The 23,531-nt window shown below is 59.1% G+C and carries 21 protein-coding genes and 2 pseudogenes; 8 read left to right on the top strand and 15 right to left on the bottom strand.

The window, feature by feature from the left end:
• Positions 1-5: 5 nt before the first annotated feature.
• Positions 6-509, bottom strand: a complete 504-nt coding sequence (gene rloA2 / locus CX511_RS02525; RefSeq protein WP_045180698.1) for a retropepsin-like aspartic peptidase RloA2 — start codon at positions 507-509, stop codon at positions 6-8.
• Between the two features lie 180 nt (positions 510-689).
• On the opposite strand from rloA2, the gene yihG reads away from it, so the two are divergent.
• Together yihG and CX511_RS02515 are read left to right on the top strand one after the other, a co-directional pair.
• On the top strand, positions 690-1,577 hold the full coding sequence (gene yihG / locus CX511_RS02520) for a 1-acylglycerol-3-phosphate O-acyltransferase, YihG family (protein ID WP_045180701.1): 888 nt from the start codon (positions 690-692) through the stop codon (positions 1,575-1,577).
• 124 nt (positions 1,578-1,701) lie between these two features.
• Positions 1,702-3,066 carry an APC family permease gene (locus CX511_RS02515; protein ID WP_045180704.1) on the top strand — a complete coding sequence of 455 codons (1,365 nt, stop codon included), beginning with the start codon at positions 1,702-1,704 and terminating at the stop codon, positions 3,064-3,066.
• A 6-nt stretch (positions 3,067-3,072) separates the two neighbouring features.
• Here CX511_RS02515 and CX511_RS02510 read toward each other — a convergent pair whose 3' ends face one another.
• The 8 genes from CX511_RS02510 to glyA all read right to left on the bottom strand — a co-directional run bounded on the left by CX511_RS02510 (position 3,073) and on the right by glyA (position 12,583).
• Entirely contained in the window at positions 3,073-3,639 is a 567-nt protein-coding gene (locus CX511_RS02510; protein WP_101293386.1) for a DUF2780 domain-containing protein, read from the bottom strand.
• 159 nt (positions 3,640-3,798) lie between these two features.
• Positions 3,799-4,998 (bottom strand): formaldehyde dehydrogenase, glutathione-independent, encoded by a 1,200-nt coding sequence (fdhA, locus tag CX511_RS02505; protein WP_028942224.1) that lies wholly within the window; start codon positions 4,996-4,998, stop codon positions 3,799-3,801.
• A gap of 108 nt (positions 4,999-5,106) precedes the next feature.
• Complete coding sequence (gene purU, locus CX511_RS02500) at positions 5,107-5,964, bottom strand: formyltetrahydrofolate deformylase (protein WP_045180710.1); 858 nt, start codon at positions 5,962-5,964, stop codon at positions 5,107-5,109.
• A gap of 10 nt (positions 5,965-5,974) precedes the next feature.
• Positions 5,975-6,607 carry a sarcosine oxidase subunit gamma gene (locus CX511_RS02495; protein ID WP_045180713.1) on the bottom strand — a complete coding sequence of 211 codons (633 nt, stop codon included), beginning with the start codon at positions 6,605-6,607 and terminating at the stop codon, positions 5,975-5,977.
• Between the two features lie 93 nt (positions 6,608-6,700).
• The gene (locus CX511_RS02490) at positions 6,701-9,718 is read right to left on the bottom strand and encodes a sarcosine oxidase subunit alpha (protein ID WP_045180716.1); all 3,018 of its coding nucleotides are present in this window, start codon (positions 9,716-9,718) and stop codon (positions 6,701-6,703) included.
• The gene (locus tag CX511_RS02485) at positions 9,715-10,044 is read right to left on the bottom strand and encodes a sarcosine oxidase subunit delta (RefSeq protein ID WP_038998327.1); all 330 of its coding nucleotides are present in this window, start codon (positions 10,042-10,044) and stop codon (positions 9,715-9,717) included. The genes CX511_RS02490 and CX511_RS02485 overlap by 4 nt, the downstream gene beginning before the upstream one ends.
• 14 nt (positions 10,045-10,058) lie before the next feature.
• A complete protein-coding gene (locus CX511_RS02480) occupies positions 10,059-11,309 on the bottom strand; it encodes a sarcosine oxidase subunit beta family protein (RefSeq protein ID WP_038998326.1) in 1,251 nt (416 codons plus the stop codon).
• Between the two features lie 20 nt (positions 11,310-11,329).
• Entirely contained in the window at positions 11,330-12,583 is a 1,254-nt protein-coding gene (gene glyA / locus CX511_RS02475; RefSeq protein WP_045180719.1) for a serine hydroxymethyltransferase, read from the bottom strand.
• 308 nt (positions 12,584-12,891) lie between these two features.
• Between glyA and CX511_RS02470 the strand changes: the two genes are divergently transcribed.
• Together CX511_RS02470 and CX511_RS02465 are read left to right on the top strand one after the other, a co-directional pair.
• Positions 12,892-13,635: a hypothetical protein gene (locus CX511_RS02470; RefSeq protein ID WP_101293387.1), complete on the top strand. Its 744-nt coding sequence runs from the start codon at positions 12,892-12,894 to the stop codon at positions 13,633-13,635.
• A 129-nt stretch (positions 13,636-13,764) separates the two neighbouring features.
• Complete coding sequence (locus tag CX511_RS02465) at positions 13,765-14,805, top strand: threonine aldolase family protein (RefSeq protein ID WP_045180723.1); 1,041 nt, start codon at positions 13,765-13,767, stop codon at positions 14,803-14,805.
• A 92-nt stretch (positions 14,806-14,897) separates the two neighbouring features.
• On the opposite strand, the gene CX511_RS25540 is transcribed toward CX511_RS02465, so the two are convergent.
• The 4 genes and pseudogenes from CX511_RS25540 to CX511_RS02450 form a co-directional block, all read right to left on the bottom strand.
• Positions 14,898-15,626, bottom strand: a complete 729-nt coding sequence (locus CX511_RS25540; protein ID WP_422211503.1) for a methyl-accepting chemotaxis protein — start codon at positions 15,624-15,626, stop codon at positions 14,898-14,900.
• Between the two features lie 135 nt (positions 15,627-15,761).
• Positions 15,762-16,790, bottom strand: a pseudogene (locus CX511_RS25535) (HAMP domain-containing protein); the annotation flags it as partial.
• 202 nt (positions 16,791-16,992) lie between these two features.
• The gene (locus CX511_RS02455; protein ID WP_045180727.1) at positions 16,993-17,295 is read right to left on the bottom strand and encodes a cell division protein ZapA; all 303 of its coding nucleotides are present in this window, start codon (positions 17,293-17,295) and stop codon (positions 16,993-16,995) included.
• Positions 17,292-17,522 (bottom strand): hypothetical protein, encoded by a 231-nt coding sequence (locus CX511_RS02450; protein ID WP_045180729.1) that lies wholly within the window; start codon positions 17,520-17,522, stop codon positions 17,292-17,294. Before CX511_RS02450 ends, CX511_RS02455 begins: the two co-directional genes overlap by 4 nt.
• Positions 17,523-17,795: 273 nt before the next feature.
• Between CX511_RS02450 and CX511_RS25530 the strand changes: the two are divergent.
• Positions 17,796-18,518 (top strand): annotated as a pseudogene (locus CX511_RS25530) (MCP four helix bundle domain-containing protein); the annotation flags it as partial.
• 30 nt (positions 18,519-18,548) lie between these two features.
• Entirely contained in the window at positions 18,549-19,421 is an 873-nt protein-coding gene (locus tag CX511_RS25525; RefSeq protein WP_422211502.1) for a methyl-accepting chemotaxis protein, read from the top strand.
• On the opposite strand, the gene gbcB is transcribed toward CX511_RS25525, so the two are convergent.
• On the bottom strand, positions 19,422-20,519 hold the full coding sequence (gene gbcB, locus CX511_RS02440) for a glycine betaine monooxygenase reductase subunit (RefSeq protein WP_045180733.1): 1,098 nt from the start codon (positions 20,517-20,519) through the stop codon (positions 19,422-19,424).
• On the opposite strand from gbcB, the gene CX511_RS02435 reads away from it, so the two are divergent.
• Entirely contained in the window at positions 20,518-20,661 is a 144-nt protein-coding gene (locus tag CX511_RS02435; RefSeq protein ID WP_156156578.1) for a hypothetical protein, read from the top strand. The genes gbcB and CX511_RS02435 overlap by 2 nt on opposite strands.
• Before the next feature lie 142 nt (positions 20,662-20,803).
• A complete protein-coding gene (gene gbca / locus CX511_RS02430; RefSeq protein ID WP_045180735.1) occupies positions 20,804-22,096 on the top strand; it encodes a glycine betaine monooxygenase oxygenase subunit in 1,293 nt (430 codons plus the stop codon).
• A 663-nt stretch (positions 22,097-22,759) separates the two neighbouring features.
• Here gbca and etfB read toward each other — a convergent pair.
• Positions 22,760-23,530 carry an electron transfer flavoprotein subunit beta gene (gene etfB / locus CX511_RS02425; RefSeq protein WP_045180737.1) on the bottom strand — a complete coding sequence of 257 codons (771 nt, stop codon included), beginning with the start codon at positions 23,528-23,530 and terminating at the stop codon, positions 22,760-22,762.
• Position 23,531 lies beyond the last annotated feature (1 nt).

The raw sequence follows: 23,531 nt of genomic DNA, 5'->3' as shown, positions 1-23,531 counted from the left end.
CGCCATTAGCACTCAGGTTTGCCGGCCGTGAATCGCCGCGCAGGGTTCACCGCTGCCTTGAACTCGCGCAGGGCCTTGGCACCAATCAGCAACGGATAGTTGAAGCTGCTGCGGTCGGTCAGGTTGACTTCGACCGTACGCTTGACGTCACCAAGGCACAGCTCAAGGTCCACTACCGGACGTTTGCTGACTTCTGCGCCCTCTCCATCTTCATCTTCATCGGCGCGGTTCTTGATTTTGCTGATACGCGCCAGTTTGTGCTCGTAGACTTTGCCGCTGGAGTCCTTGGTCGCCAGACGGAAACGCACCCACTCTTCACCATCACGGGTGAACAGCTCGATGTCTTTGGCCGACAATGACGCGGTCAGGGCGCCAGTGTCCATCTTGGCCTTGAGGGTTTCACCACCAAACTCGGGCAGCGTGATGTATTCGTAACGGCCATACAGGGTCGGCTCAGCAGCCATCACCGGCAGAGCGAGTAGCGACAACAGGGCAAGTACAGATTTCACAGGATCCGCTTCCTTGAGATAAGACAGTGTTTAGACTGCGAAGGCAGGATAGGTTCGCGCCAATAGCTTATTCAACACAATGTGAAACATTTGTCTCGCGCCAGCAGACCTGAGGATTTGGCGTAAGCCGATAGGCTGCTTATCATTGCCGACCGCTTACTTGAATATAAGAGTTTTCTTATGCGCCGCTTACTGACGGGCATTCTTGTGACCACGCTGTTGCTGCTCAACACCTTGGTCCTGATCGGCCCATTGATGGTCTTTGCCCTGTTCAAACTGGTCCTGCCCGGCCGTTACCGCGACTATGCCTCTTGGGCAGTGATGTGGATTGCCGAGACCTGGGCCGAGATCGACAAACTGATTTTCCGCCTGTGCATTCCTACGGTGTGGGAGGTGCGCGGCGCAGAGGGCCTGCGCCTGGAGACCTCATATCTGGCCATCAGCAATCATCAGAGTTGGGTGGATATCCCCGCGCTGATCCAGGCGCTCAACCGGCGCATTCCATTCTTCAAGTTCTTCCTGAAAAAAGAACTGATCTGGGTGCCGCTGCTGGGGCTGGCTTGGTGGGCGCTGGATTATCCGTTCATGAAGCGCTACAGCAAGGCCTTCCTCAAAAAGCATCCAGAACTCAAAGGCCAGGACCTGGAAATCACCAAGGCCGCCTGCGAGTTGTTCAAGCGCCAGCCGGTAACCGTGGTCAACTACCTGGAAGGCACGCGCTTCACCGAAGCCAAGCGTACTGCTCAGCAGTCACCCTACCAACACTTGCTCAAACCCAAGGCCGGGGGCGTCGCCTTCGTGCTGGCAGCACTGGGTGAACAACTTGATGCCCTGCTCGACGTCACCATTGTTTACCCCGGCGACAAGGCCCCAGGGTTCTGGGACCTGCTCAGCGGTGCGGTACCAAAAGTGATCATCGACATCCAGGTCCGCGAGCTGGACCCGGCGCTGTGGAGCGGTGACTACGAAAACGATCCAGTTGTGCGCCAGGCAGTGCAGGACTGGGTCAACCAGTTGTGGCACGACAAAGATGCGCGGATCGAAACCTTGCGCACAGAGCTACGCTAAACAACCACGTTAACCGATTAAAATCTGTATTAATAATTAAGATAAGGGAATCTTTGTTTGCTATTGCTGGTTTAACTGGATAAAAATCGATCAACAAACAATTACAAAAAGCCAGGATCGATCAATGGCCAAGCAACCAAGCAACACTGCCCAGGCAGACTCCGCCCAACTGCGCCGTGTCCTCGGCCTCCCCGCCCTGGTGTTCTTCGGCCTGGTTTACATGGTCCCGCTGACCATCTTCACCACCTACGGCATCGTCACCGAACTCACCGGTGGCCGTACTGCCGGGGCCTATCTGGTAACGCTGCTGGCCATGCTCTTCACGGCGACTTCCTACAGCTTCATGGTCCGGCGTTTTCCGGTCGCCGGCTCCGCCTACTCCTACACCAACCTGGCCTTTGGACCGAGCATCGGCTTTCTTGCCGGCTGGTCGCTGCTGCTCGACTACCTGTTCATCCCGATGATCAATTACCTGCTCATCGGCCTGTTCCTGAACATCGCCTTCCCGAGCATTCCGGTGTGGACCATCATCCTCGCTTCGATCGCTCTGGTTACCGTGCTCAACGTAGTCGGCATACATTCGGTGGCCAAGGCCAGCAACCTGATTGTCGGTGCGCAGATCATCTTCATCGGCGTGTTCGTCGCGCTGTCGTTCAAAACGTTGGGGGGTGGTCAGCCGGTCGATTTCCTCGCGCCACTGCTCGGTGATGGCAGCCAGCCGGGCTTCAATCATTTGATGGCAGGTGCGGCCGTGCTGTGTCTGTCGTTCCTCGGTTTTGACGCTGTTTCGACCCTCGCGGAAGAAACCAAGGATGCACAGCGTACCGTGCCGCGAGCGATCATCCTCACCACACTGGGCGCCGGCGTACTGTTCACCCTGCTCGCCTACATCAGCCAGTTGGTGCTGCCCGGCAGCCATTTCGCCAATACCGACGCGGCGGCCAACGAGGTGATGTTCAAGGCGGGCGGGCAGTTCCTGGCCAATTTCTTTACCGCCGCTTACGTCGCTGGCAGCCTGGGCTCGGCCCTGGCTTCGCAGGCTGCGGTATCGCGGATTCTCTACACCATGGGTCGTGACAGGGTCTTGCCACAACGCTGGTTCGGTAATTTGTCGCCGCGCTTCGGCACACCGGTTACCGCTACCCTGGTGGTCTCGGCATTTTCCCTGCTGGCCTTGGTCATCGATCTTGCCACCCTCGCTTCACTCATCAGCTTTGGTGCGCTGGTGGCGTTCTCAGCGGTGAACTTGGCAGTGATTCGCACCCACTTGATCAACGAGACCTGCCATCGCAACCTGACAGGGTTGCTGCGTTATGGCCTGGTCCCGCTGGTGGGCATGAGCCTGACCCTGTGGCTGTGGACCAGCCTGTCGACCTTGACCCTGACCATTGGCCTGAGTTGGTTCGGTCTGGGCCTGGCCTACCTGATGGTGCTCACCAGCGGCTTCCGACGCCCGGTGCGCATGGTGGACTTTTCCGAAGCGGCGTAAGCGTCGTTACACTGAAGGGGCGGCAGCGGGCGTGCCCCAGAGGCCGCCCAGGCTCTGCAACAGCGAACCGGCAACGCCCTGCTGACCGAGGTACTGCAGGATCAGCGGGGCAAACTGACCGATCATGCCGGTATCCATGCCCAAGGCGCTAAAGGCGTTGTTCAGGTCATCGGTGCTTTTAACGTTATCGCCCAAGGCATTGCTCAGGGCCGACGAATTGCCGCTCTTGCCGAGCAGATCACCCAAACCGCTCAATCCGCCCAAGGCGTTTTCGCCGGAGAGCAGGTCCAGGCCGGGAACGGCTTTGCTTAGTTGTTCGTAGTCGGTGCTGCTCAGTTGATTACGAGCAAGACCGAGCAACGCGCCGGTGCCACCGATGGCTTGTTCCGGGGTGATTTTCAGCTCACTGCCGAGGGTATTGAGCAAGTTCGCCGAAGCGGCTGGCGCCTGCACCGCAGCACCGTCCTTGTTGCCTTGCATGGCGGAAACGGCGTTGGCCGCATCGCTGAGGTTGAAGGCGAATACCGGGCTGGCAGCCAGAGTCATCAGGGTGACCAGTGCAAAACGTTTCATGAATAGACCTCGTCAGCCGTAAAGGCAGGGGAAAACGAGGGTTGGACCTTGTAGGCGAGGGAATGTTCCGTTTTCTCTGATGGCCTTTTCGCCGGCAAGGCCGACTCCCACAGTGTCCCATGGCAGCCGGGCTTGTCGCGATAGGTCGCCTAGTGGCTATCAGGCCGCGCTGAACAGCTTGTGCGGATCGATCACGAATTTCTTTGGAACCCCTGCATCAAACTCGCCGTAGCCTTCCGGTGCCTGGTCCAGGCTGATCACCTGTACGCCCACCACTTCGGCAATGTTGATACGGTCCCACATGATCGCCTGCATCAGTTGACGGTTGTACTTCATCACTGGGGTTTGCCCGGTATGGAAGCTGTGCGACTTGGCCCAGCCCAGGCCAAAGCGGATGCTCAGGCTGCCAATTTTCGCTGCAGCATCCACTGCACCCGGATCTTCGGTGACGTACAAGCCGGGAATACCAATCTTGCCCGCCACCCGCACCACGCCCATCAGCGAGTTGAGTACGGTAGCCGGGGCTTCATGCTTAGCACCGGCATGACCATGTCCACGGGCTTCGAAACCCACGGCATCGACCGCGCAATCCACTTCCGGCTCACCTAGGAGGTTGGCAATTTGCTCATGCAGCGGGGTGTCCTGGGACAAGTCGGCGATTTCGAAACCTTGGGCCTTGGCGTGCGCCAGGCGCACCGGGTTGACGTCACCGACGATCACCACCGCAGCACCCAGCAGACGCGCTGAAGCTGCTGCGGCCAGCCCCACAGGACCGGCACCGGCGATGTACACCGAACTGCCAGGGCCAACGCCCGCTGTCACTGCACCGTGATAACCGGTCGGCAGGATGTCGGAGAGGCAGGTCAGGTCGCGGATTTTCTCCATGGCCTTGTCACGGTTAGGCAGTTTCAGCAGGTTGAAGTCGGCATAGGGCACCAGCACGTATTCGGCCTGGCCACCGGTCCAGTCGCCCATGTCGACATAGCCATAGGCACCCCCAGCACGTGCCGGGTTAACGGTCAGGCAGACGCCAGTGTGTTGTTCTTTGCACGAGCGGCAGCGGCCACAAGCGACGTTGAACGGCACCGAGACCAGATCGCCGATCTGCAGGTTTTCCACGTCGCGGCCCTTTTCGATCACCTCACCGGTGATTTCATGGCCCAGCACCAGGCCGACTTGAGCGGTGGTGCGACCACGGACCATATGCTGGTCAGAGCCACAGATGTTGGTGGAGACCACCCTGAGGATCACCCCGTGCTCGATCTTCTTGCCACGCGGATCCTGCATTTTCGGGTAGTCAATTTTCTGCACCTCGACCTTGCCAGCGCCGAGATACACCACACCACGATTACCAGACATGCTTTTACCTCGCTAAAGTTTGTTGTTATGTAGCGGTGCAAAGTGCGCCGCCCGAGGGCCGCGCTGAGTTACTGGAATCTGTTCTGGCCTTGCCGGCGATGGCGTCAGTCAGAGCACTACTGTCCTGTTGGCGTTCAAGAAGACCCGCCGTTCAATGTGATAGCCCACCGCTCGCGCCAGAGTCAGGCACTCGATGTCGCGGCCCTTGGCGATCAGGTCTTCCGGGTAATGGCTGTGGTCGACCGACTCGACGCCCTGGGCAATGATCGGCCCTTCGTCGAGGTCGTTGTTGATGTAGTGAGCGGTAGCGCCCACCAACTTCACGCCCTTGTTATAGGCCTGGTGGTAGGGCTTGGCACCTTTGAAACCAGGCAGCAGCGAGTGGTGAATGTTGATCGCCCAGCCATCAAGCTTGCGGCACAGTTCCGGCGACAGCACTTGCATGTAGCGGGCAAGGATCACCAGCTCCGCACCAGACTCTTCGATCACCTGCAACACCTTGCGCTCCTGCGCCGGTTTGTCATGTGGGTCAAGGGCAAAGTGGTAGTAGGGAATGCGGTGCCAGTGGGCTAGCGGCTCAAGGTCCGGGTGATTGGAGATCACCGCCACAACGTCCATGCTCAATTGCCCGATGCGCTGGCGGTAGAGCAGGTCGTTGAGGCAGTGGTCGGCCTTGGACACCATGATCACCACTTTCGGCCGATGCTTGGGAGCGGTCAGTTCGAACAGCATACCGAAGGCTTCGCCGCGCTCAGCGAGCCCCGCGCGAAAGCTGGCTTCGTCGAAGTCATCCGGCTGACGGAATTCCACACGAATGAAGAAGCGCCCGGACAGCCGGTCATCGAACGAATGATGTTCGGTGACATAACACTGTTGCTCGTACAGATAACGCGTCACCACGTCCACCGTACCGAGCAGGCTCGGACAGTCAGCGGTGAGAATCCAAGTGTCCGGTGCTCGGCTCATACGACTCCCCTTAGGCCTCGATGCTCAAACCGTATTCGGCTGCCGCGTCCTGCAGCCACAGCCACCAATAATCGGAGAAGCTGCGACGGATCAGCAGCTCCCAGGTTTCCTCGCCGGTACGACGGATCACCAATTGCGACTTGGCGAACACCGTGCCCACGGCTTTGCCGACGGGGAAGTTGTTTGGATGTACATCGTAGCTGGTGGATTTCATCAGCACTTCGCGCACGTTGCGGCCACTTAGTTCTAGCAGGGTTTGTCCGCCGCTGACGTTGACCACCTGGATATGCTGACCTTCAAGGGCATCGCGCAGTTTCTGCTCGACAGCGAGCTCCTGACCACCGGGGACAATCAGCAGCCACTCATCCGGACCCAGCCACTGCAGAGACATGTCGCCGTTGGCGACCACTGTCAGCGCAACAGGCAATTCCAGACCCAGGGCCTTGAATACGCCACCGGCGAAAGCCGGGTCGCGCCCATCGCCGCGCAGGGTCAGGTGGCCAAGGAACTTGTGCTCGCGCAGGGTGACTCCGGCGTTCTTGCGGCCCTTGCCGATCAGGCTGGGCAGGTCGGCGTGATGCAGTGGCGACTCGGCCTTGGCATCGTTGCCGGGGCGTTGCTGGTAGACGTTGACTGTGCTCATTACTCACCTGCCTTGAATTCGTGTTCTGTAGGGCGATTACCGTGTGGGAGTCAGCTTGGCGGGCTCCCACAGGTCATCAAGCCGCCAAGTTGACTAAACGTTCTGCCGCTCACCCTTCGGATCGAAGAACACCGATGAACAGATTTCCGCTTCGATCACGCTGCCATCGGCCTGAGGCGAGTAGACCCGCTCACCCAAACGCTTGAGTCCGCCTTTGACCACACCCATGGCGAAGGAATAACCCAGGGAGTTGCTGGCGTAGCTGGAGGTCACGTGACCGACCATGTCCATCGGGATCGGTTGTTTCGGGTCGAAAACCAGTTGCGCACCTTCCGGCAACCATTGGTTCGGGTCGACCGGTTTGAGACCGACCAACTGCTTACGGTTTTCACGCACGCAATCTTCGCGATTCATCCCGCGCCAACCGATCCACGAGAACGGCTTGGTGCGCCCTACACACCAGCCCATGTTCAAGTCGTCCGGGGTCATCGAGCCGTCGGTGTCCTGACCGACGATGATGAAGCCCTTCTCGGCCCGCAGGACGTGCATGGTTTCGGTGCCGTACGGGGTGAGGTTGTACTGTTTGCCCGCCTCGGCAATTTTCTCCAGCACGCCCATGGCGTAGTTGGCCTGGATATTGACCTCGTACGACAGCTCACCGGTGAACGAGATACGGAACACCCGTGCCGGTACCCCGGCGACCAGGCCTTCCTTCCAGGTCATGAACGGGAATGCATCCTTGTCCAGGTCGATATCGGTCACTTCGCTGAGCAGCTTGCGGCTGTTCGGGCCTGACAAGGTCAGGGTCGCCCAATGGTCGGTAACCGAGGTGAAGTACACCTTGAGCTCAGGCCATTCGGTCTGTTGGTAGATCTCCAGCCACTGCAGCACGCGGGCCGCGCCGCCAGTAGTGGTGGTCATGATGAAATGGTTTTCGCCGACGCAGGCAGTTACGCCGTCATCGAAGACCATGCCGTCTTCCTTGCACATCAGGCCGTAGCGCGCCTTGCCGACGTCGAGCTTAGTCCAGGCGTTGGTGTAGATGCGGTTGAGAAACTCACGCGCGTCCGGGCCCTGGATGTCGATTTTGCCCAGGGTCGAGGCATCGAGCAGGCCAACACTGTCACGCACCGCTTTGCATTCACGGGCCACCGCGGCATGAATGTCTTCGCCATTACGCGGGAAGTACCAAGGCCGCTTCCACTGGCCGACGTCTTCAAACTCGGCACCGTTCTTCAGGTGCCAGGCGTGCAGCGCGGTAAAGCGCACCGGCTCGAACAGATGACCGCAATGGCGCCCAGCCACCGCGCCGAAGGTGATCGGCGTGTAGTTGGGGCGGAACATGGTGGTGCCCATTTCCGGGATGGTAATACCCATGGAGCGTGCAGCAATGGCCAGGCCGTTGATGTTGCCCAATTTGCCTTGGTCGGTACCGAAGCCCAGTGCCGTGTAACGCTTAACGTGTTCGACCGACTCGAAGCCTTCACGGGTAGCCAGCTCGATGGCGGCCGCGGTGACGTCATTCTGCTGGTCGACGAACTGCTTCGGTGCACGTGCTGTGTTCTTGTCATGGGGCACCTGGAACAGTGCCAGGGTGGCCTCTTCTTGACGTGCCAGCACCTTTGGCAAGCTGCCTGCCACTGCCTTGAAGCCTGCTTCGGTGGCAGCGCGTACGCCACCTTCAAAACCGTCTGCCAGGCTGTCGCCCAGCGCGAACACGCCGTTGATGCCACCGACACACACGCGTTTCTGCGGGGCGTCGCCCGGTACGAAGCCAAGAATGTCTTCACGCCAAATTGGTTTACCGCCCAGGTGCGAAGCCAGATGCACCACCGGACTGTAGCCGCCGGAGGTGGCAACCAGGTCGCAGTCCAGCCACTCGCCGGGGCTGGCAACTTTATGCGCTTTAACGTCGATAGCAGCGACACGGGCAGCGGTAACATGCTTGCTGCCACGGGATTCGATCACCGCGCTGGAGGTCAGGATGCGAATGCCCTTGGCCCGCGCCTCTTCTACCAGCGAACCACGTGGGTTATGGCGGGCGTCAGCGATGGCGACTACTTTCAGACCAGCGTCATGCCAGTCCAAGGCCACACGATAGGCATGGTCGTTGTTGGTCGACAGCACCAGGTTACGGCCCGGCGCCACGCCATAACGACGCACGTAGGTCGACACCGCCCCAGCGAGCATGTTGCCCGGCACATCGTTGTTGCCGTACACCAGCGGACGCTCATGGGCACCCGTGGCGAGCACCACACGCTTGGCCCGCACCCGATGCATGCGCTGGCGCACAGTACCGATCGGCGCGCGATCGCCGAGGTGGTCGGTCAGGCGCTCGTGGATAGTGAGGAAGTTGTGGTCGTGATAGCCGTTGACCGTTGACCGCGGCAAGAGGGTGACTTCAGGCAGTGTCTTGAGCTCGGCAACGACCGCGGCGACCCATTCAGCAGCAGGCTTGCCATCGAGGGTTTCTCGGCTGTCGAGCAGACTGCCGCCGAACTCTTCCTGTTCGTCAGCGAGGATCACTCGCGCACCACTGCGCCCTGCGGCCAAGGCTGCAGCAAGGCCGGAAGGGCCGGCGCCAACCACCAGCACATCACAGTGCTGGTTCATGTAGTCGTAGCTGTCCGGATCGTTTTCCAGGGGCGCACGACCTAGGCCTGCGGCCTTGCGGATGTACTTCTCGTACGTCATCCAGAACGACTGCGGGTACATGAACGTCTTGTAGTAGAAACCCGGCGGCATCAGCTTGCCGCCGACCTTGCCGAGAATCCCCATGACGTCGGTGTTCACGCTCGGCCAGCCGTTGGTGCTGGTGGCGACCAGACCGGCATACAGTGCCTGCTGCGTGGCACGCACGTTAGGCACCTGGGTGGCTTCAGTGGCGCCGATCTGCAGGATCGCGTTCGGCTCTTCGGAGCCTGCAGCGATGATCCCGCGTGGGCGCGAGTACTTGAAGCTGCGCCCAACGATGTCGACGCCGTTGGCCAGCAGTGCTGCGGCTAAAGTGTCACCGGCATAGCCCTGGTAGGTCTGGCCATTGAAGGTGAAGTTCAAGACTTTGCTGCGATCAATGCGACCGCCATTGGACAGGCGATAGACCTGGCTCATACCTTTTCTCCCTGACCACTGACTGCCAACTGCGGGCTGGTGCTCTTACCGGTCACTTGCGGTTTGGCGCCGATCGGATAGGTTTCCAGAATTTCGTAGGTCAACGTGTCACGGGTGGCGTTGAAGTATTGGCGGCAGCCAGCGGCGTGAATCCACAGTTCGTGGTGCAGGCCACGCGGGTTGTCGCGAAAGAACATGTAGTCGCCCCACTCCTCGTCAGAGCAGGCGTTAGGGTCCAGCGGCCGCGGAATATGGGCCTGGCCTGCGGCGTGGAATTCTTCCTCGGAGCGCAGTTCGCCGCAGTGGGGACAGAAGATATGCAACATGGGGATTTCTCCTGTTAGTGGGCGACAGCGGCGGCGCCGTGTTCGTCGATCAGGGCGCCGTTGTGGAAACGGTCGATGGAAAAAGGTTTGGCCAGCGGGTGCATTTCGCCCTTGGCCAGACTGGCGGCAAACACGTTGCCCGAGCCCGGCGTGGCCTTGAAGCCACCGGTACCCCAGCCGCAGTTGAAGAACATGTTCTTCACCGGGGTCTTGGAGATGATCGGGCAAGCGTCTGGCGTGGTGTCGACGATGCCGCCCCACTGACGGTTCATCCGTACCCGGGAAAGAATCGGGAACATTTCGACAATGGCTTGCAGGGTATGCTCAATCACCGGGTACGAACCGCGCTGGCCGTAGCCGACCCAGCCGTCGATGCCCGCACCGATTACCAGGTCGCCCTTGTCCGATTGGCTGATGTAGCCGTGCACGGCGTTGGACATGATCACGCTGTCGATGATCGGCTTGAGCGGTTCGGACACCAGTGCCTGCAGTGGATGCGATTCGATCGGCAGACGGAAACCGGCAAGCTTGGCCATGTGCCCGGAGTTGCCGGCAGTGACTACCCCGACGCGCTTGGCACCAATAAAGCCTTTGTTGGTCTCGACACCGATGACCACGCCATTTTCCTTACGAAAGCCGATCACTTCAGTCTGCTGGATCAGATCCACGCCCAGCGCGTCCGCGGCGCGGGCAAACCCCCAGGCCACGGCGTCATGACGGGCGACGCCACCACGTCGTTGCACGGTGGCACCGATGATCGGGTAGCGGGTGTTTTTCGAGCAGTCCAGGTAAGGGATTTCTTCGGCTACTTGCTGGGCATTGAGCAGCTCACCGTCCACACCGTTGAGGCGGTTGGCGCTGACCCGGCGTTCGGAGTCGCGCATGTCCTGCAGGGTGTGGCAGAGGTTATAAACCCCGCGTTGGGAGAACATCACGTTGTAGTTAATGTCTTGCGACAGGCCTTCCCAGAGCTTCATCGCGTGCTCATAGAGATGCGCCGACTCGTCCCACAGGTAGTTGGAACGGACAATCGTTGTGTTGCGCGCGGTGTTGCCGCCACCCAACCAGCCCTTTTCGACTACCGCGACATTGGTGATGCCATGCTCCTTGGCCAGGTAGTATGCAGTGGCCAGGCCATGCCCGCCGCCACCAACAATAACCACGTCGTAGACCTTTTTCGGGGTCGGCGTGCGCCACATGCGCTGCCAGTTTTCGTGATGGCTGAGCGAGTGTTTGAAGAGGCCGAAGCCCGAGTAACGTTGCATAGTCTCTACTCCTGAACCACTCAGCGATAAACCGGAAAATCTGCACACAGTGCCGATACGTTCTTCGCAACATCGGCCTCGACATCGGCATCGCCAAGGTTGTCGAGGATGTCGCAGATCCAGCCGGCCAGCTCCACGCACTGGGCAACCTTGAAGCCACGGGTGGTGACCGCCGGGGTGCCGATCCGCAAGCCCGAGGTGACAAATGGCGATTGTGGATCGTTGGGCACAGCGTTCTTGTTGACGGTGATGTGAGCACGACCTAGGGCAGCATCGGCGTCCTTGCCGGTCAGGCCTTGGCGAATCAGGCTGACCAGGAACAGGTGGTTGTCAGTACCGCCGGAGACCACATCAAAACCACGCTCGATAAACACCTTGGCCATGGCTTGAGCGTTATCGATCACCTGCTGTTGGTAGGTCTTAAAGCCTGGCTCCAGCGCCTCCTTGAAGCACACTGCCTTACCGGCGATCACGTGCATCAGCGGGCCGCCCTGGGCACCGGGGAAGACCGCGGCATTGAGCTTTTTCTCGATTTCTTCATTGCCGCGCGCCAGGATCAGGCCGCCACGTGGACCGCGCAGGGTTTTGTGGGTGGTCGTGGTAACCACGTCGGCGTAAGGCAGCGGGTTCGGGTACAGACCAACGGCAACTAGACCGGCGACGTGGGCCATGTCGACAAACAGATAGGCGCCGACTTTGTCGGCAATCTGCCGGAAACGAGGAAAATCGAGGGTTTTTGAATAGGCCGAGAAACCGGCGACGATCATCTTCGGCTTGCACTCAACCGCCAGGCGCTCGACTTCGTCGTAGTCAATCAGCCCGGTATTGGTGTCGATGCCGTACTGCACCGCGTTGTACAGCTTGCCCGAGGACGACACCTTAGCGCCGTGGGTCAAGTGACCGCCATGGGCCAGGCTCATGCCCAGAATGGTATCGCCGGCCTGCAGCAGGGCCAGGTACACGGCGCTGTTGGCCGAAGAGCCCGAGTGCGGCTGGACGTTGGCGTAGTCGGCGCCGAACAGTTGCTTGGCACGATCAATGGCCAGTTGCTCAACTTTATCCACATGCTCACAACCGCCGTAGTAGCGCTTGCCCGGATAGCCTTCAGCGTATTTGTTGGTCAGGCCGCTGCCTTGGGCCTGCATGACACGCTTGCTGGTGTAGTTCTCCGAGGCGATCAGCTCAATGTGATCTTCCTGGCGTTGTTCTTCGGCATTCATCGCCGCCAGCAGTGCGTCGTCGTAACCCTGGATCTGGTCTTGCTTGCTGAACATTGAGAGTCTCCCGGCAGCGATCATTTCTTGTCTGATAGGCCCATTGAGCCTTTGCAGCGATGGTATGACCGGCGCGGGGTACCCAGATGCCTACGCACGCCTTGCAATGGTGCGTTTACGACATGGGGGGGCGCTTTCAATCCAGGATGACTGAAGCAGGCACTTCGCCCCCTTCAGGAGCGCGCCGTAGACGGCGAAGTTCACCCTTCAATAGCAGACAATTGGGCATTTTCAACCTGACAGATATGCCAGTTACGGCTAGCAATGCGATCGGATACGGTGATACCTCCATTAGCAGGAGATAGGTCATGAAATACGATCCTTTAGAACCCCCGAAATATAATTACTTGAAAACCGTGGGTTCTCAATTTCGCGTCGAACCTAGCGATACCAATACCTCCATTGACGAAAAACTTTTATATGCCAACACTGGCAGCTATTACGTTAGCCAAGATAGAAACCCAGAAAGTGAAGGTTTTGTCGTATTAAGAGTCATCGAACCTATTAGCATGTCTGAAGCTCAGATCACTATCCGACTGGACAGTGGATATGAAACTTATGCCACCGTTAACCGCACAACGGCGTATATGACTTGCGACCACCTGGACCTGATTCTAGATAATGGCAACTACGCCACCATAGATGCAAAGGTGGTCTACTACCCGGAAGGCTCCAACAATCTCAGCGTAGATTTACATTTAGTCCCCATCCCCCCCTGTGCGGCCGAAGAGGGTACTGAAGCAGACTTCGCACTATTCATGTCTCGAGGTAGTCACCCATTAATAGATGGTCAATTTGACCGTATTCTTAATAGGACTTTGCGCGTTCATGAACTGGATGAACACGCTACCTTCACCGTGAACACTGAGAAGGGAAACACCTATTACAAGACAACAACCAAACACGATGCCATTGCCAAGGCAGTCCCCGGGGACTTCTTCGCTGACCGCGCCGTAGACTGCTTAAGTTACGTGTTGAGCAAACGAAATCCTCTAGGCCTTTCCATACCAGAAATCTTGGACACCCCACTTGACCTTGAACGACGCAAATAGCTCTTGCTACGGCGAGGCCACCACACCTCGCCGCCACCCCGAAAGTGACATTTTCTGACTCAAGAATACATGACGCCGGGTGGCGTCTTTCGCTAGAGTCATAACCTGTCCACTTGCAGGGAAACGGTGATGAGTAACAACAGCCAACAATTTGCCAGCGACAACTATTCCGGCATCTGCCCTGAAGCCTGGGCCGCCATGGAAAAAGCCAACCATGGCCACGACCGCTCCTATGGCGATGACCAGTGGACCGCCCGGGCCGCCGAGTACTTTCGCAAACTGTTCGAAACCGACTGCGAAGTGTTTTTTGCCTTCAACGGCACCGCCGCCAACTCCCTGGCACTGTCATCCCTGTGTCAGAGCTATCACAGCGTCATCTGCTCAGAGACCGCTCACGTCGAGACCGACGAGTGCGGCGCACCGGAGTTTTTCTCCAACGGCTCAAAGCTGCTCACCGCCCGCAGCGTGGCTGGCAAACTGACGCCAGAATCGATCCGCGAAGTTGCCCTCAAACGCCAGGACATCCACTACCCCAAACCGCGAGTGGTGACCATCACCCAAGCCACCGAAGTCGGCACCGTCTACCGTCCTGACGAACTCAAGGCAATCAGCGCCACCTGTAAGGAGCTAGGTCTGAACCTGCACATGGACGGCGCCCGTTTCAGCAACGCTTGTGCCTCCCTCGGCTGTACACCTGCCGAGCTGACCTGGAAGGCCGGGGTCGATGTCTTGTGCTTTGGCGGGACCAAAAACGGCATGGCGGTAGGTGAAGCGATCCTGTTCTTCAACCGCAAGCTGGCCGAAGATTTCGACTATCGCTGCAAACAGGCCGGTCAACTGGCTTCGAAAATGCGCTTTCTGTCGGCGCCTTGGGTCGGTTTGCTGGAAAACGACGCCTGGCTCAAGTACGGCCACCACGCCAATCGCTGCGCGACCTTGCTCAGTGAGCTGGTCAGTGACGTGCCAGGTGTCGAGCTGATGTTCCCGGTGCAAGCCAATGGGGTGTTCTTGCAGATGTCGGAACCGGCACTGGAAGTCCTGCGTAGCAAGGGCTGGCGCTTCTACACCTTCATCGGTAGCGGTGGGGCGCGATTCATGTGTTCGTGGGATACCGATGAGGCGCGAGTGCGGGAATTGGCGGCGGATATCCGCGAAGCCATGGGCGCCTGACGGTGCCATCGCCGGCAAGACCGGCTCCCACAGAGTGCTCAACTGAAGCCTGTGTGGGAGCCTGCCTTGCCGGCGATGAAGTTCACACCCACCTAGAGCCGGAACCCACCCATCTGACGCGCCAGGTCATCAGCCAACCCTCGCAAGGCCTGGCACTCCTCCCGACAGCCCTGCACATCCGCCGCCGTCTCCCGGGCGAGGTCGGAAATCCCCTGCACAGTACGATTGATCTCCTCGGTTACCGCCGACTGCTCCTCGGTCGCCGTGGCCACCTGATGGTTCATGTCGCTGATATGCTCGACCTGATCGGTGATGGTGCTCAGTGAAGCACCGGTCTGCTGACTGGACTGCACACCCGTTCCCGTCGCTGCCTGCCCGGCCTGCATCGACGCAACGGCACTGCCGGCGCCATGCTTAAGGCGCAGAATCATCTGCTGCACTTCATCGGTCGAAACCTGAGTACGCCGGGCCAGTGTACGCACTTCGTCAGCAACCACAGCAAAACCACGCCCCATCTCCCCGGCACGCGCAGCTTCAATCGCCGCATTGAGCGCCAGCAGGTTGGTCTGTTCGGAGATACTTCGGATCACCGCCAGGACTTCGTCGATCGAAGCGACTTCACTGGCCAACTCGCCCACAGCATTGGCGGCCTGACCAATTTCACCGGACATGCCTTCAATATGTGCAATCGAGCGCCGCACCACTTCGCGAGCCTCAAGCGCTTCCGTGCGAGCCGTTTCCGAAGCCTGTGCTGCATTGCCCGCATTCTGGGCGATGTCTTGCACGGTCAGGCCCATCTCATGCACCGCAGTGGCGACCATTTCGGTCATTTCCTGTTGACGCCCGGAACGCTCGGCGGTGTTCTCCACTACCTGGGTCACTTGCGTGACCGAGCTGTGCAAGCGCTCAGTGGTGCGCAGCACTTCGCCGATCAACTCACGCTGGCTGTTGAGAAAGCGGTTGAAGCCCCGCGCCAGGTCGCCCAGTTCATCGGCACGCGTTTCATCCAGGCGCTGAGTCAGGTCACCACCACCATTGCCAATTGCCATCAACGCCCCAGTGACCCGCCGAATCGGCCGGACAATACCGCGAGCCAACAGCACCACCAGCAGCAACGACACCAGCGCCACAGCCGCGCCAATCAGGCTGGTCAACCAGACCGTCTCGCGTACCGGGGCGTAGATCTGCGCCTGCGGCACTTCTGCAACCAGGGTCCAGTTGAGGTCGCGCAATGGCAGGCTCAAGGCCAGGTACTCTTCGCCCTCACGCTCGAAGCGGCTGCTACTCACCCCCTGCTCTCGGTTCAACAGCGCCTTTGCCGCCGCTTCGCCAATCTGCTCGGCGAGCTTACGCTTGCCGCTGAACTGTTGCTCTGGGTGAACCTGAATGAGCCCGTCATTACGAACGAGGAAAACCCTTCCTCGCTCACCAAAGCTGAAGTTGTGAATCAACGCCGACAACTCGGTCATGCGCAAGCCGAGCCCGGCAATGCCCACCAGCTTCCCGGCTTTTTCCACTCGGTAATCGATAAACAGCGCCAGTTCTCCAGTACTGCCATCGGTATCGATGTTGAGCAGGCGCGGATTGCCGCTGTCGATAAAGCCGTAGAACCACTTGTCTGCAGGGTTGCTGCGACTCAAGGTGCGGTCCAGGCCTTTTTCGTTGTAATAGTGGTTAGTTTCAGTGGCCGCAAACAGTGCGGTGAACGCCTGATTCTTCTGCCGCAAGGCTTCGAGGTACTCGATGAACTGCGGCGCCTGGGCTGGATCTTCGCCCGCCGCCAGCCAGTCACGCAGCAAGGTGTTGTTGGCAATATCCGAGGCCGCGGTGAGCGGGCGGCTCAACATCCGTTCGATGTCGTTACGAATTGCCTCAATGCTCGCCGGCAAAGCGGTGTCGACCAGGTAACGTTCGGTCAGGCGATTGACCGCCACCGAGTAGATCGCCACGACGATAAGAATGCTCACCAACAGGGCTGCGCCCATGCTTGCGATCAGTTGCCACTGGATACTGCGCCGCCAGAACTGCATGAACCTTCCCCTGAGTAAATAAACCTTGTGCTGCAATAGCCAGGCCAATTGTATACAGATGGAAATACAATAATTCCATTGACCCACGACAATGCTGCCCACTGCCGAAAAGGCAGTGAGCAAGCAAAAGAACGTAGAACGGTTTAGCGGGGACCTATCAGTTGTTGCCGATAGTCCGGGCAATGACATCGACCGTGGCGCTGACTTGCTCTTGGTAACGGTCGAGGGCCTGCTGGTGCTGCTGTTGCAGATCGATCTGCTGCGAGCACAGGTTGAGGGCTGCCAGAACCAGCAGCTTGTCACCGATCAGGGTCGGGTATTTGCGCTTGGTCTCGGCCAGCGACGCATTGAGCATCTGCACGGCCTGCGCCAGGGCCTGTTCCTGGCCTTCGGGGGCCTTGATCGAATAGTCACTGCCAAGAATCGACACGACATTGATCGGCTGTGCTGAAGTTCTCATGCGTTGACGGTACCGCCGCTGGCGCGCTCAACCAGCGCCTGGATGCGTGCGGCAGTAGCGCCGTGCTTTTCTTCCTGCTCCATCAGCGACAGCTGCAGGCTTTCGTTTTCATCTTTGGCTTGAGCCAGCTCAGCGCTGATCTGCTCGTTGCGCTCGCTCAATTCCTGATTCTTTTGTACCAGGTCGATGACGAGTTGTTCCAATTGACTAAGGGAAGTTTCCAACATGATTGCCTTCTCGGGATTTTCAGGGGGCGCACACGATAAAGAAAAGTCCGCGTGGTCGCCAGGGATATCGGGTTAGACGCTTCGGCCTGGTGCAGATTGACCCACTGATAGCGGTCCGGTTCCCGCTGCAGATGCCCGCCTGTCAGGAAAACCGATCACGATTTCACAGTTTCATCTTCCGCACCTCAAGTCTGCCAAAGGTTGTCCGATAGTGAAGGCAAGCCTGAATCTGGCGCCGGTATCACGCGCCTTTTCCCTTTCCGGAAGACCACCATGTCCCTACGTAATATGAATATCGCCCCGCGCGCACTGCTGGGGTTTGCCTTGATCGGCGCGCTGATGCTGGGCCTGGGCCTGTTTGCCTTGAACCAGATGAGCAAGATTCGCCAGGCCGGCGAGACCATCGAGAACATCGCTGTACCCAGCATCACGAACCTCGATCAGCTCAACCAACTGACCCTGCGCCTGCGTACCTTGTCGTATCGCCTGCTGATCAACCGCGAAGCCGACACCCTGCAAAACACGCTGAAGCTGATCGGCCAACGCAACCAGCAGATCGATGAAGCGCGTAAGGCCTATGAGCCGCTGATCAGCAGCCCTCAGGAGCGGGCGGCCTACAACCAATATGTGCAGTTGCTCAGCCAGTATCGGCAACTGGAAAGCCGCATGCACCAGGCTTCGCAGAACAACGACCTGGATACCCTGCGCAACCTGATCAACCGCGACATGCTCAACAGCTCCGAGCAGATCAACAGTGTCATGGACCAGTTGGTTAGCATCAACACCGAGCAAACCCGTGAAATCAACCAGACCGCTGCCGAGCAGTACGCCAACGCCGTGACCCTGGTCATTGGCCTGCTGTTGGCCGCCACGGCGCTGACCCTGATCTGTGCCCTGCTGCTGACCCGCAGTATCGTCAAACCGATCAACGACGCCCTGCAGGCCGCCGAGCGCATTGCTGAAGGCGACCTCACCCGCACCATCGAGACCCAGGGCCAGGATGAGGCCGCACGCCTATTGCAAGCCATGGCCAAGATGCAGCACAAACTGCGCGACACCCTGCAACTGATTGCCGGTTCTGCCACCCAACTGGCTTCCGCCGCTGAGGAATTGAACAGCGTCACCGACGAAAGCGCTCGTGGCCTGCAACAGCAGAACAATGAAATCGAGCAGGCCGCCACTGCGGTCACCGAGATGACCAGCGCCGTTGAAGAAGTGGCGCGCAATGCCGTGAGCACTTCCGAAGCATCCAAGGAAGCCACCCGTTCGGCTGGCGACGGCCGCGATCTGGTGCTGGAAACGGTCACAGCCATCGAGCGCATGAGCGTTGACGTTCAGGGCACCGCCGATCTGATTGGCAACCTGGCGGAAGAGTCACGCGATATTGGCAAGGTGCTGGACGTGATTCGCGGCTTGGCCGACCAGACCAACCTGCTGGCCCTCAACGCCGCCATCGAGGCCGCGCGTGCCGGTGAAGCTGGCCGTGGTTTTGCTGTGGTCGCCGATGAGGTCCGCGCCCTGGCCCATCGCACCCAGCAGTCAACCAGCGAAATCGAGCGGATGATCGGCAGTATCCAGGGCGGTACCGAGCAGGCGGTCAACTCCATGCGCAACAGCACTGAACGTGCCGAGTCGACGCTGAACATCGCTCGCGGTGCAGGCCTGGCGCTGGACACCATCACCGGCGCGGTCGCCGAGATCAACGAGCGTAACCTGGTGATCGCCAGCGCCGCCGAAGAGCAGGCTCAGGTAGCCCGCGAAGTGGACCGCAACCTGGTCAACATCAACGACCTGTCAGTGCAATCGGCCACCGGTGCCCACCAGACTACTGCGGCAAGTGCCGAGCTGTCGCGTCTGGCGGTTGACCTGAACGGGCTGGTGGCGCGCTTCAGCGTCTGATCAATACTCGATCCGCACGTCGCCCTTGGGCACGCTGCAGCACGACAGGATATAGCCTTCGGCGACGTCATCATCGGTGATGCCGCCGTTGTGCTCCATCTCCACCTCACCACCGAGCTTGAGCACCTTGCAGGTGCCACAGATGCCCATGCCACAGGCTTTGGGGATCATCAGGCCAAGCTTGGCCGCCGCGGCGTGCACGGTCTCGCCCGGCGCCACGCGGATACTCTTGCCGGCGCTGGTGAACTCCACCTGATGCAGGTCGGCATTGTCCACTTCCGGCGCGTCGGCCGCCTGTTCGGCAAGCTCCACGGCGTCAGCCTTGACCTCGGCTGGGGTCGCACCGAACGACTCCTCGTGATATCGACTCATGTCATAGCCGCTACCTTCAAGCAGGCGCTTGACCGCGTGCATATACGGCGTCGGGCCACAGCAGAAGATTTCCCGCTCCATGTAATCCGGGGCAATCAACTCCATCAGCTTCTGGTTCAAGTAGCCGCGATAGCCCGCCCACGGCTCACCCAGACCATGTTTCTCACAAATGATGTGCAAGCTGAAGTTGTCGATCCGCGACGCCATATGCTCCAGCTCGCGGTGATAGATGATGTCTTTCGGCGAGCGGGCACTGTGCACGAAGACCATATCGACATTGGCGTTGGTGTCGTAGAACCAACGGGCCATGGACATCACTGGGGTGATGCCGACACCGCCACTGAGGTACAGCACCTTGGGGCTAGGAAAATCGATGGCGTTGAACAGCCCGACCGGCCCGTGCACCGCCAGCTCCTGGCCTTCGTGCAGGGTGTCGTGCAGCCAGTTGGAGACCTTGCCACCTGGCACCCGCTTGATCGTCACCGAGAAGCTGTAAGGGACTGAAGGCGAGCTGGAAATGGTGTAGGAGCGCATGATCGGCACACCGTCGATCTCCAGCTCCAGGGTCACGAACTGTCCTGGCTTGAAGAAGAACATGATCGGCTGATCGGCCATGAAGCAGAAGGTGCGCACATCCCAGGTTTCCTGGATCACCTTGACGCAACGGACGATGTGACGGCCGTTGGCCCAGGTCTGGGTGCTGACCGGATTGAGGAAGTTGGACATGCTCGTCTCCACGGCCGACTGTGGCCTGATGGCTGCGATTCTGCGCAAGCTGAACGGCAAACACTTTCCTATCCGCGACATCGGCGTGCTTATCGCGACCAGCCCCCTGCCACAAGGGCTGGCGCGTCGGAAACGGATCTGATCATGTCGCCCATGGATATGGTTCACGAACACTTCAATCGCACACTCCATCGCAAATGATCCTGCTGTATTTAGCCTTGCGTCGCCATAACAACGATTAGCCACTTTCACCGGCCATAGCAATGGCCATGAGGACCTACACGATGGACGTCACCGCAACTTTGAGTCTGGGCGATCCACTGGAACCTGCGCGCAAGGCGACTGCCGAGATGCTGCAGAGCCGCGAGCGAACCTTCTCGCTGCCACAGCCGTTCTATTGCGACGAGCGCCTGTTCCAGATCGACATGGAAGAAATCTTCCAGAAGGAATGGCTGATCGCTGGGATGACCTGTGAAATCCCGACCAAGGGCAACTTTCTCACCCTGCAGATCGGCAAGAACCCGATCCTGGTAGTGCGCGGTGCTGAAGGTCAGGTGCATGCCTTCCATAACGTCTGTCGTCACCGTGGCTCACGCTTGTGCACCAGCGACAAAGGTAAAGTCGCCAAGCTGGTCTGCCACTACCACCAATGGACCTACGAGCTCGATGGCCGCCTGTTGTTTGCTGGCACCGAGATGGGCGCTGACTTCGACATGAAGCAGTACGGGCTCAAGCCTGTAAACGTCAAGACCGCCGGCGGCTACATCTTCATCAGCCTGGCCGAGAACCCACCTGCGATTGATGACTTCCTGGCTACCCTGACGCACTACATGGAGCCCTACGACATGGAAAACACCAAGGTGGCGGTGCAAACCACCTTGATGGAAAAGGCCAACTGGAAACTGGTGCTGGAAAACAACCGTGAGTGCTACCACTGCAGCGGTTCACACCCGGAGCTGTTGAAAACTCTGCTGGAGTGGGATGACGTCACCGACCCACGGGCCGACCAGGCATTCAAAGACCATGTGGCCGCCTCGGCTGCAGCCTGGGACGCCGAGAAGATTCCGTACGCACACGCCAGCTTCGGCCTGCGTAACCGTATTGTGCGCATGCCATTGCTCAAGGGCACGGTGTCAATGACCCTGGACGGCAAGCAGGGCTGCCAGAAGCTGATGGGGCGGATCAAGAACCCGGACCTGGGCTCGATGCGCATCCTGCACCTCCCACACTCCTGGAACCACTGCATGGGCGATCACATCATCGTCTTCACCGTGTGGCCGATCAGCGCCCAGGAAACCATGGTGACCACCAAGTGGCTGGTGCATAAGGATGCGGTTGAAGGGGTCGATTACGATCCGGCACGCATGCGTCAGGTCTGGGACGCCACCAACGACCAGGACCGGCGCCTGGCCGAAGAGAACCAACGCGGGATCAACTCTACTGCTTACCAGCCGGGGCCGTACTCCAAAACCTATGAGTTTGGGGTAGTGAACTTTGTTGATTGGTATAGCGAGCGGGTGTTGAGCAATCTTGGCGCGGCGCCAGCACCTTATCTCAAGGGGGTCGCAGCGCAGTAAAGCAGGGCCGCTGCGCGGCCTATCGCCGGCAAGTCCCGCTCCCACAGGTTCTGTGTGTACCTCAAGCACCTTGTGGGAGCGGGCCTTGCCAGCAGCCTGTACGAATTTTAGCCACCCTGCGCAATCCCCCGGCCCCACTGGCCCCTTCCATACAGCAAACACTTTATCCACAGGACAACCCACAGCTAATGTGGGCAAGTCATTGTTTTTGCCACACAAAAATATTGATCATTATTTGATCAAATCTCTATAGGCCTTTAAATACGAGGCTTACAGAAGAAGGCGAACACCTTATCCACAGAGAGGCCAACAGACTTTGTGTGCAAAAGTCATGGACCACCAAAAGTAATGTGGATAACGCTTCGAACGACCGAAAAACCGGGCTGTAACCGACGTAAAAGCAGTTATTGGATGTTTTTTGATCAAACCTGTGCAGCCCTTGCTGTGCGGGCCTCTCAGCCATAGGCGAACATATTATCCACAGAGCCGCCAACAGCGATTGTGGGCAAAGTCATCGTCTTCCCGAGAAGAAAACCCCGAAAAATCCGTGACTTAGACTGGTCATTTTTTAACCATAACGCCGAAGGGCACGCAATGCGTGCCCTCCAGCCATACACAAACACTTTATCCACAGATCGGCCAACAGACTTTGTGAGCAACTGTTCAGCGCAGCACGCCCTCTTCCACCAGCAACTTGAGGATGGCTTCAGCACCCGCCTGCGGGCTCACGTCCTTGAGCACTTGTCCACCGCCGCCGCTGGCCTTGGCGGTGGCTGCTTTCATACGGTCGGCACCGCTTTTGGCCTTGATCACCTTCAAACGCTTGGGCCGAGGCTTGGCTGGCTGCAGTTCGGCGCCTGTGAACAACTCGTCTTCGACGATCTCTACCTGGCGCGCGGCCAAGACACCGCGGCGCGCAGGACCGAAAGCGCTTTGCCGCGGCTTGGGCGCCGCGTTATCCACAGTCGCCAGTAACGGCAAGCGCACCTTGAGCCGACGTCGCTGACCCCGTGGCAACGCTTGCAGCACCTGGGCTACGCCATTGTCGATAGATTCCACTTCCGCCAGCCCCACCACCAGCGGCCAGCCCAGACGTTCGGCCAGTAGAAACGGCAGCATGCCCGAACCCTCGCCGGTTTCGGCCTGGCTTCCCGCCAGTACCAGCTGTGCACCGGCTTCACGCAGGTAATCACCAAGCACGCCCAGGGCATCAGCCCCTTGAGGCTGTTCAAGCACATCCAACTGCTCCAGGCCCATGCCCAGATAGGCGCGCAAGGCCGGCTCCTGTGGATCGCCAGCATGCAATACCTGCAAGTTATCCCCAGCCAGCTGCAAGCCCAACTCCACCGCCCGTGCATCCTGTTCGGCACGCCGGCTGCGGCCAGAGCTAGGATGGGCACCGATTGAAACCAGACTGATGACCTTGGTGTTCATA

This window comes from Pseudomonas sp. S06B 330, assembly GCF_002845275.2.
Lineage (GTDB): Bacteria > Pseudomonadota > Gammaproteobacteria > Pseudomonadales > Pseudomonadaceae > Aquipseudomonas.
This window is presented reverse-complemented; position numbering and strand designations above follow the sequence as displayed.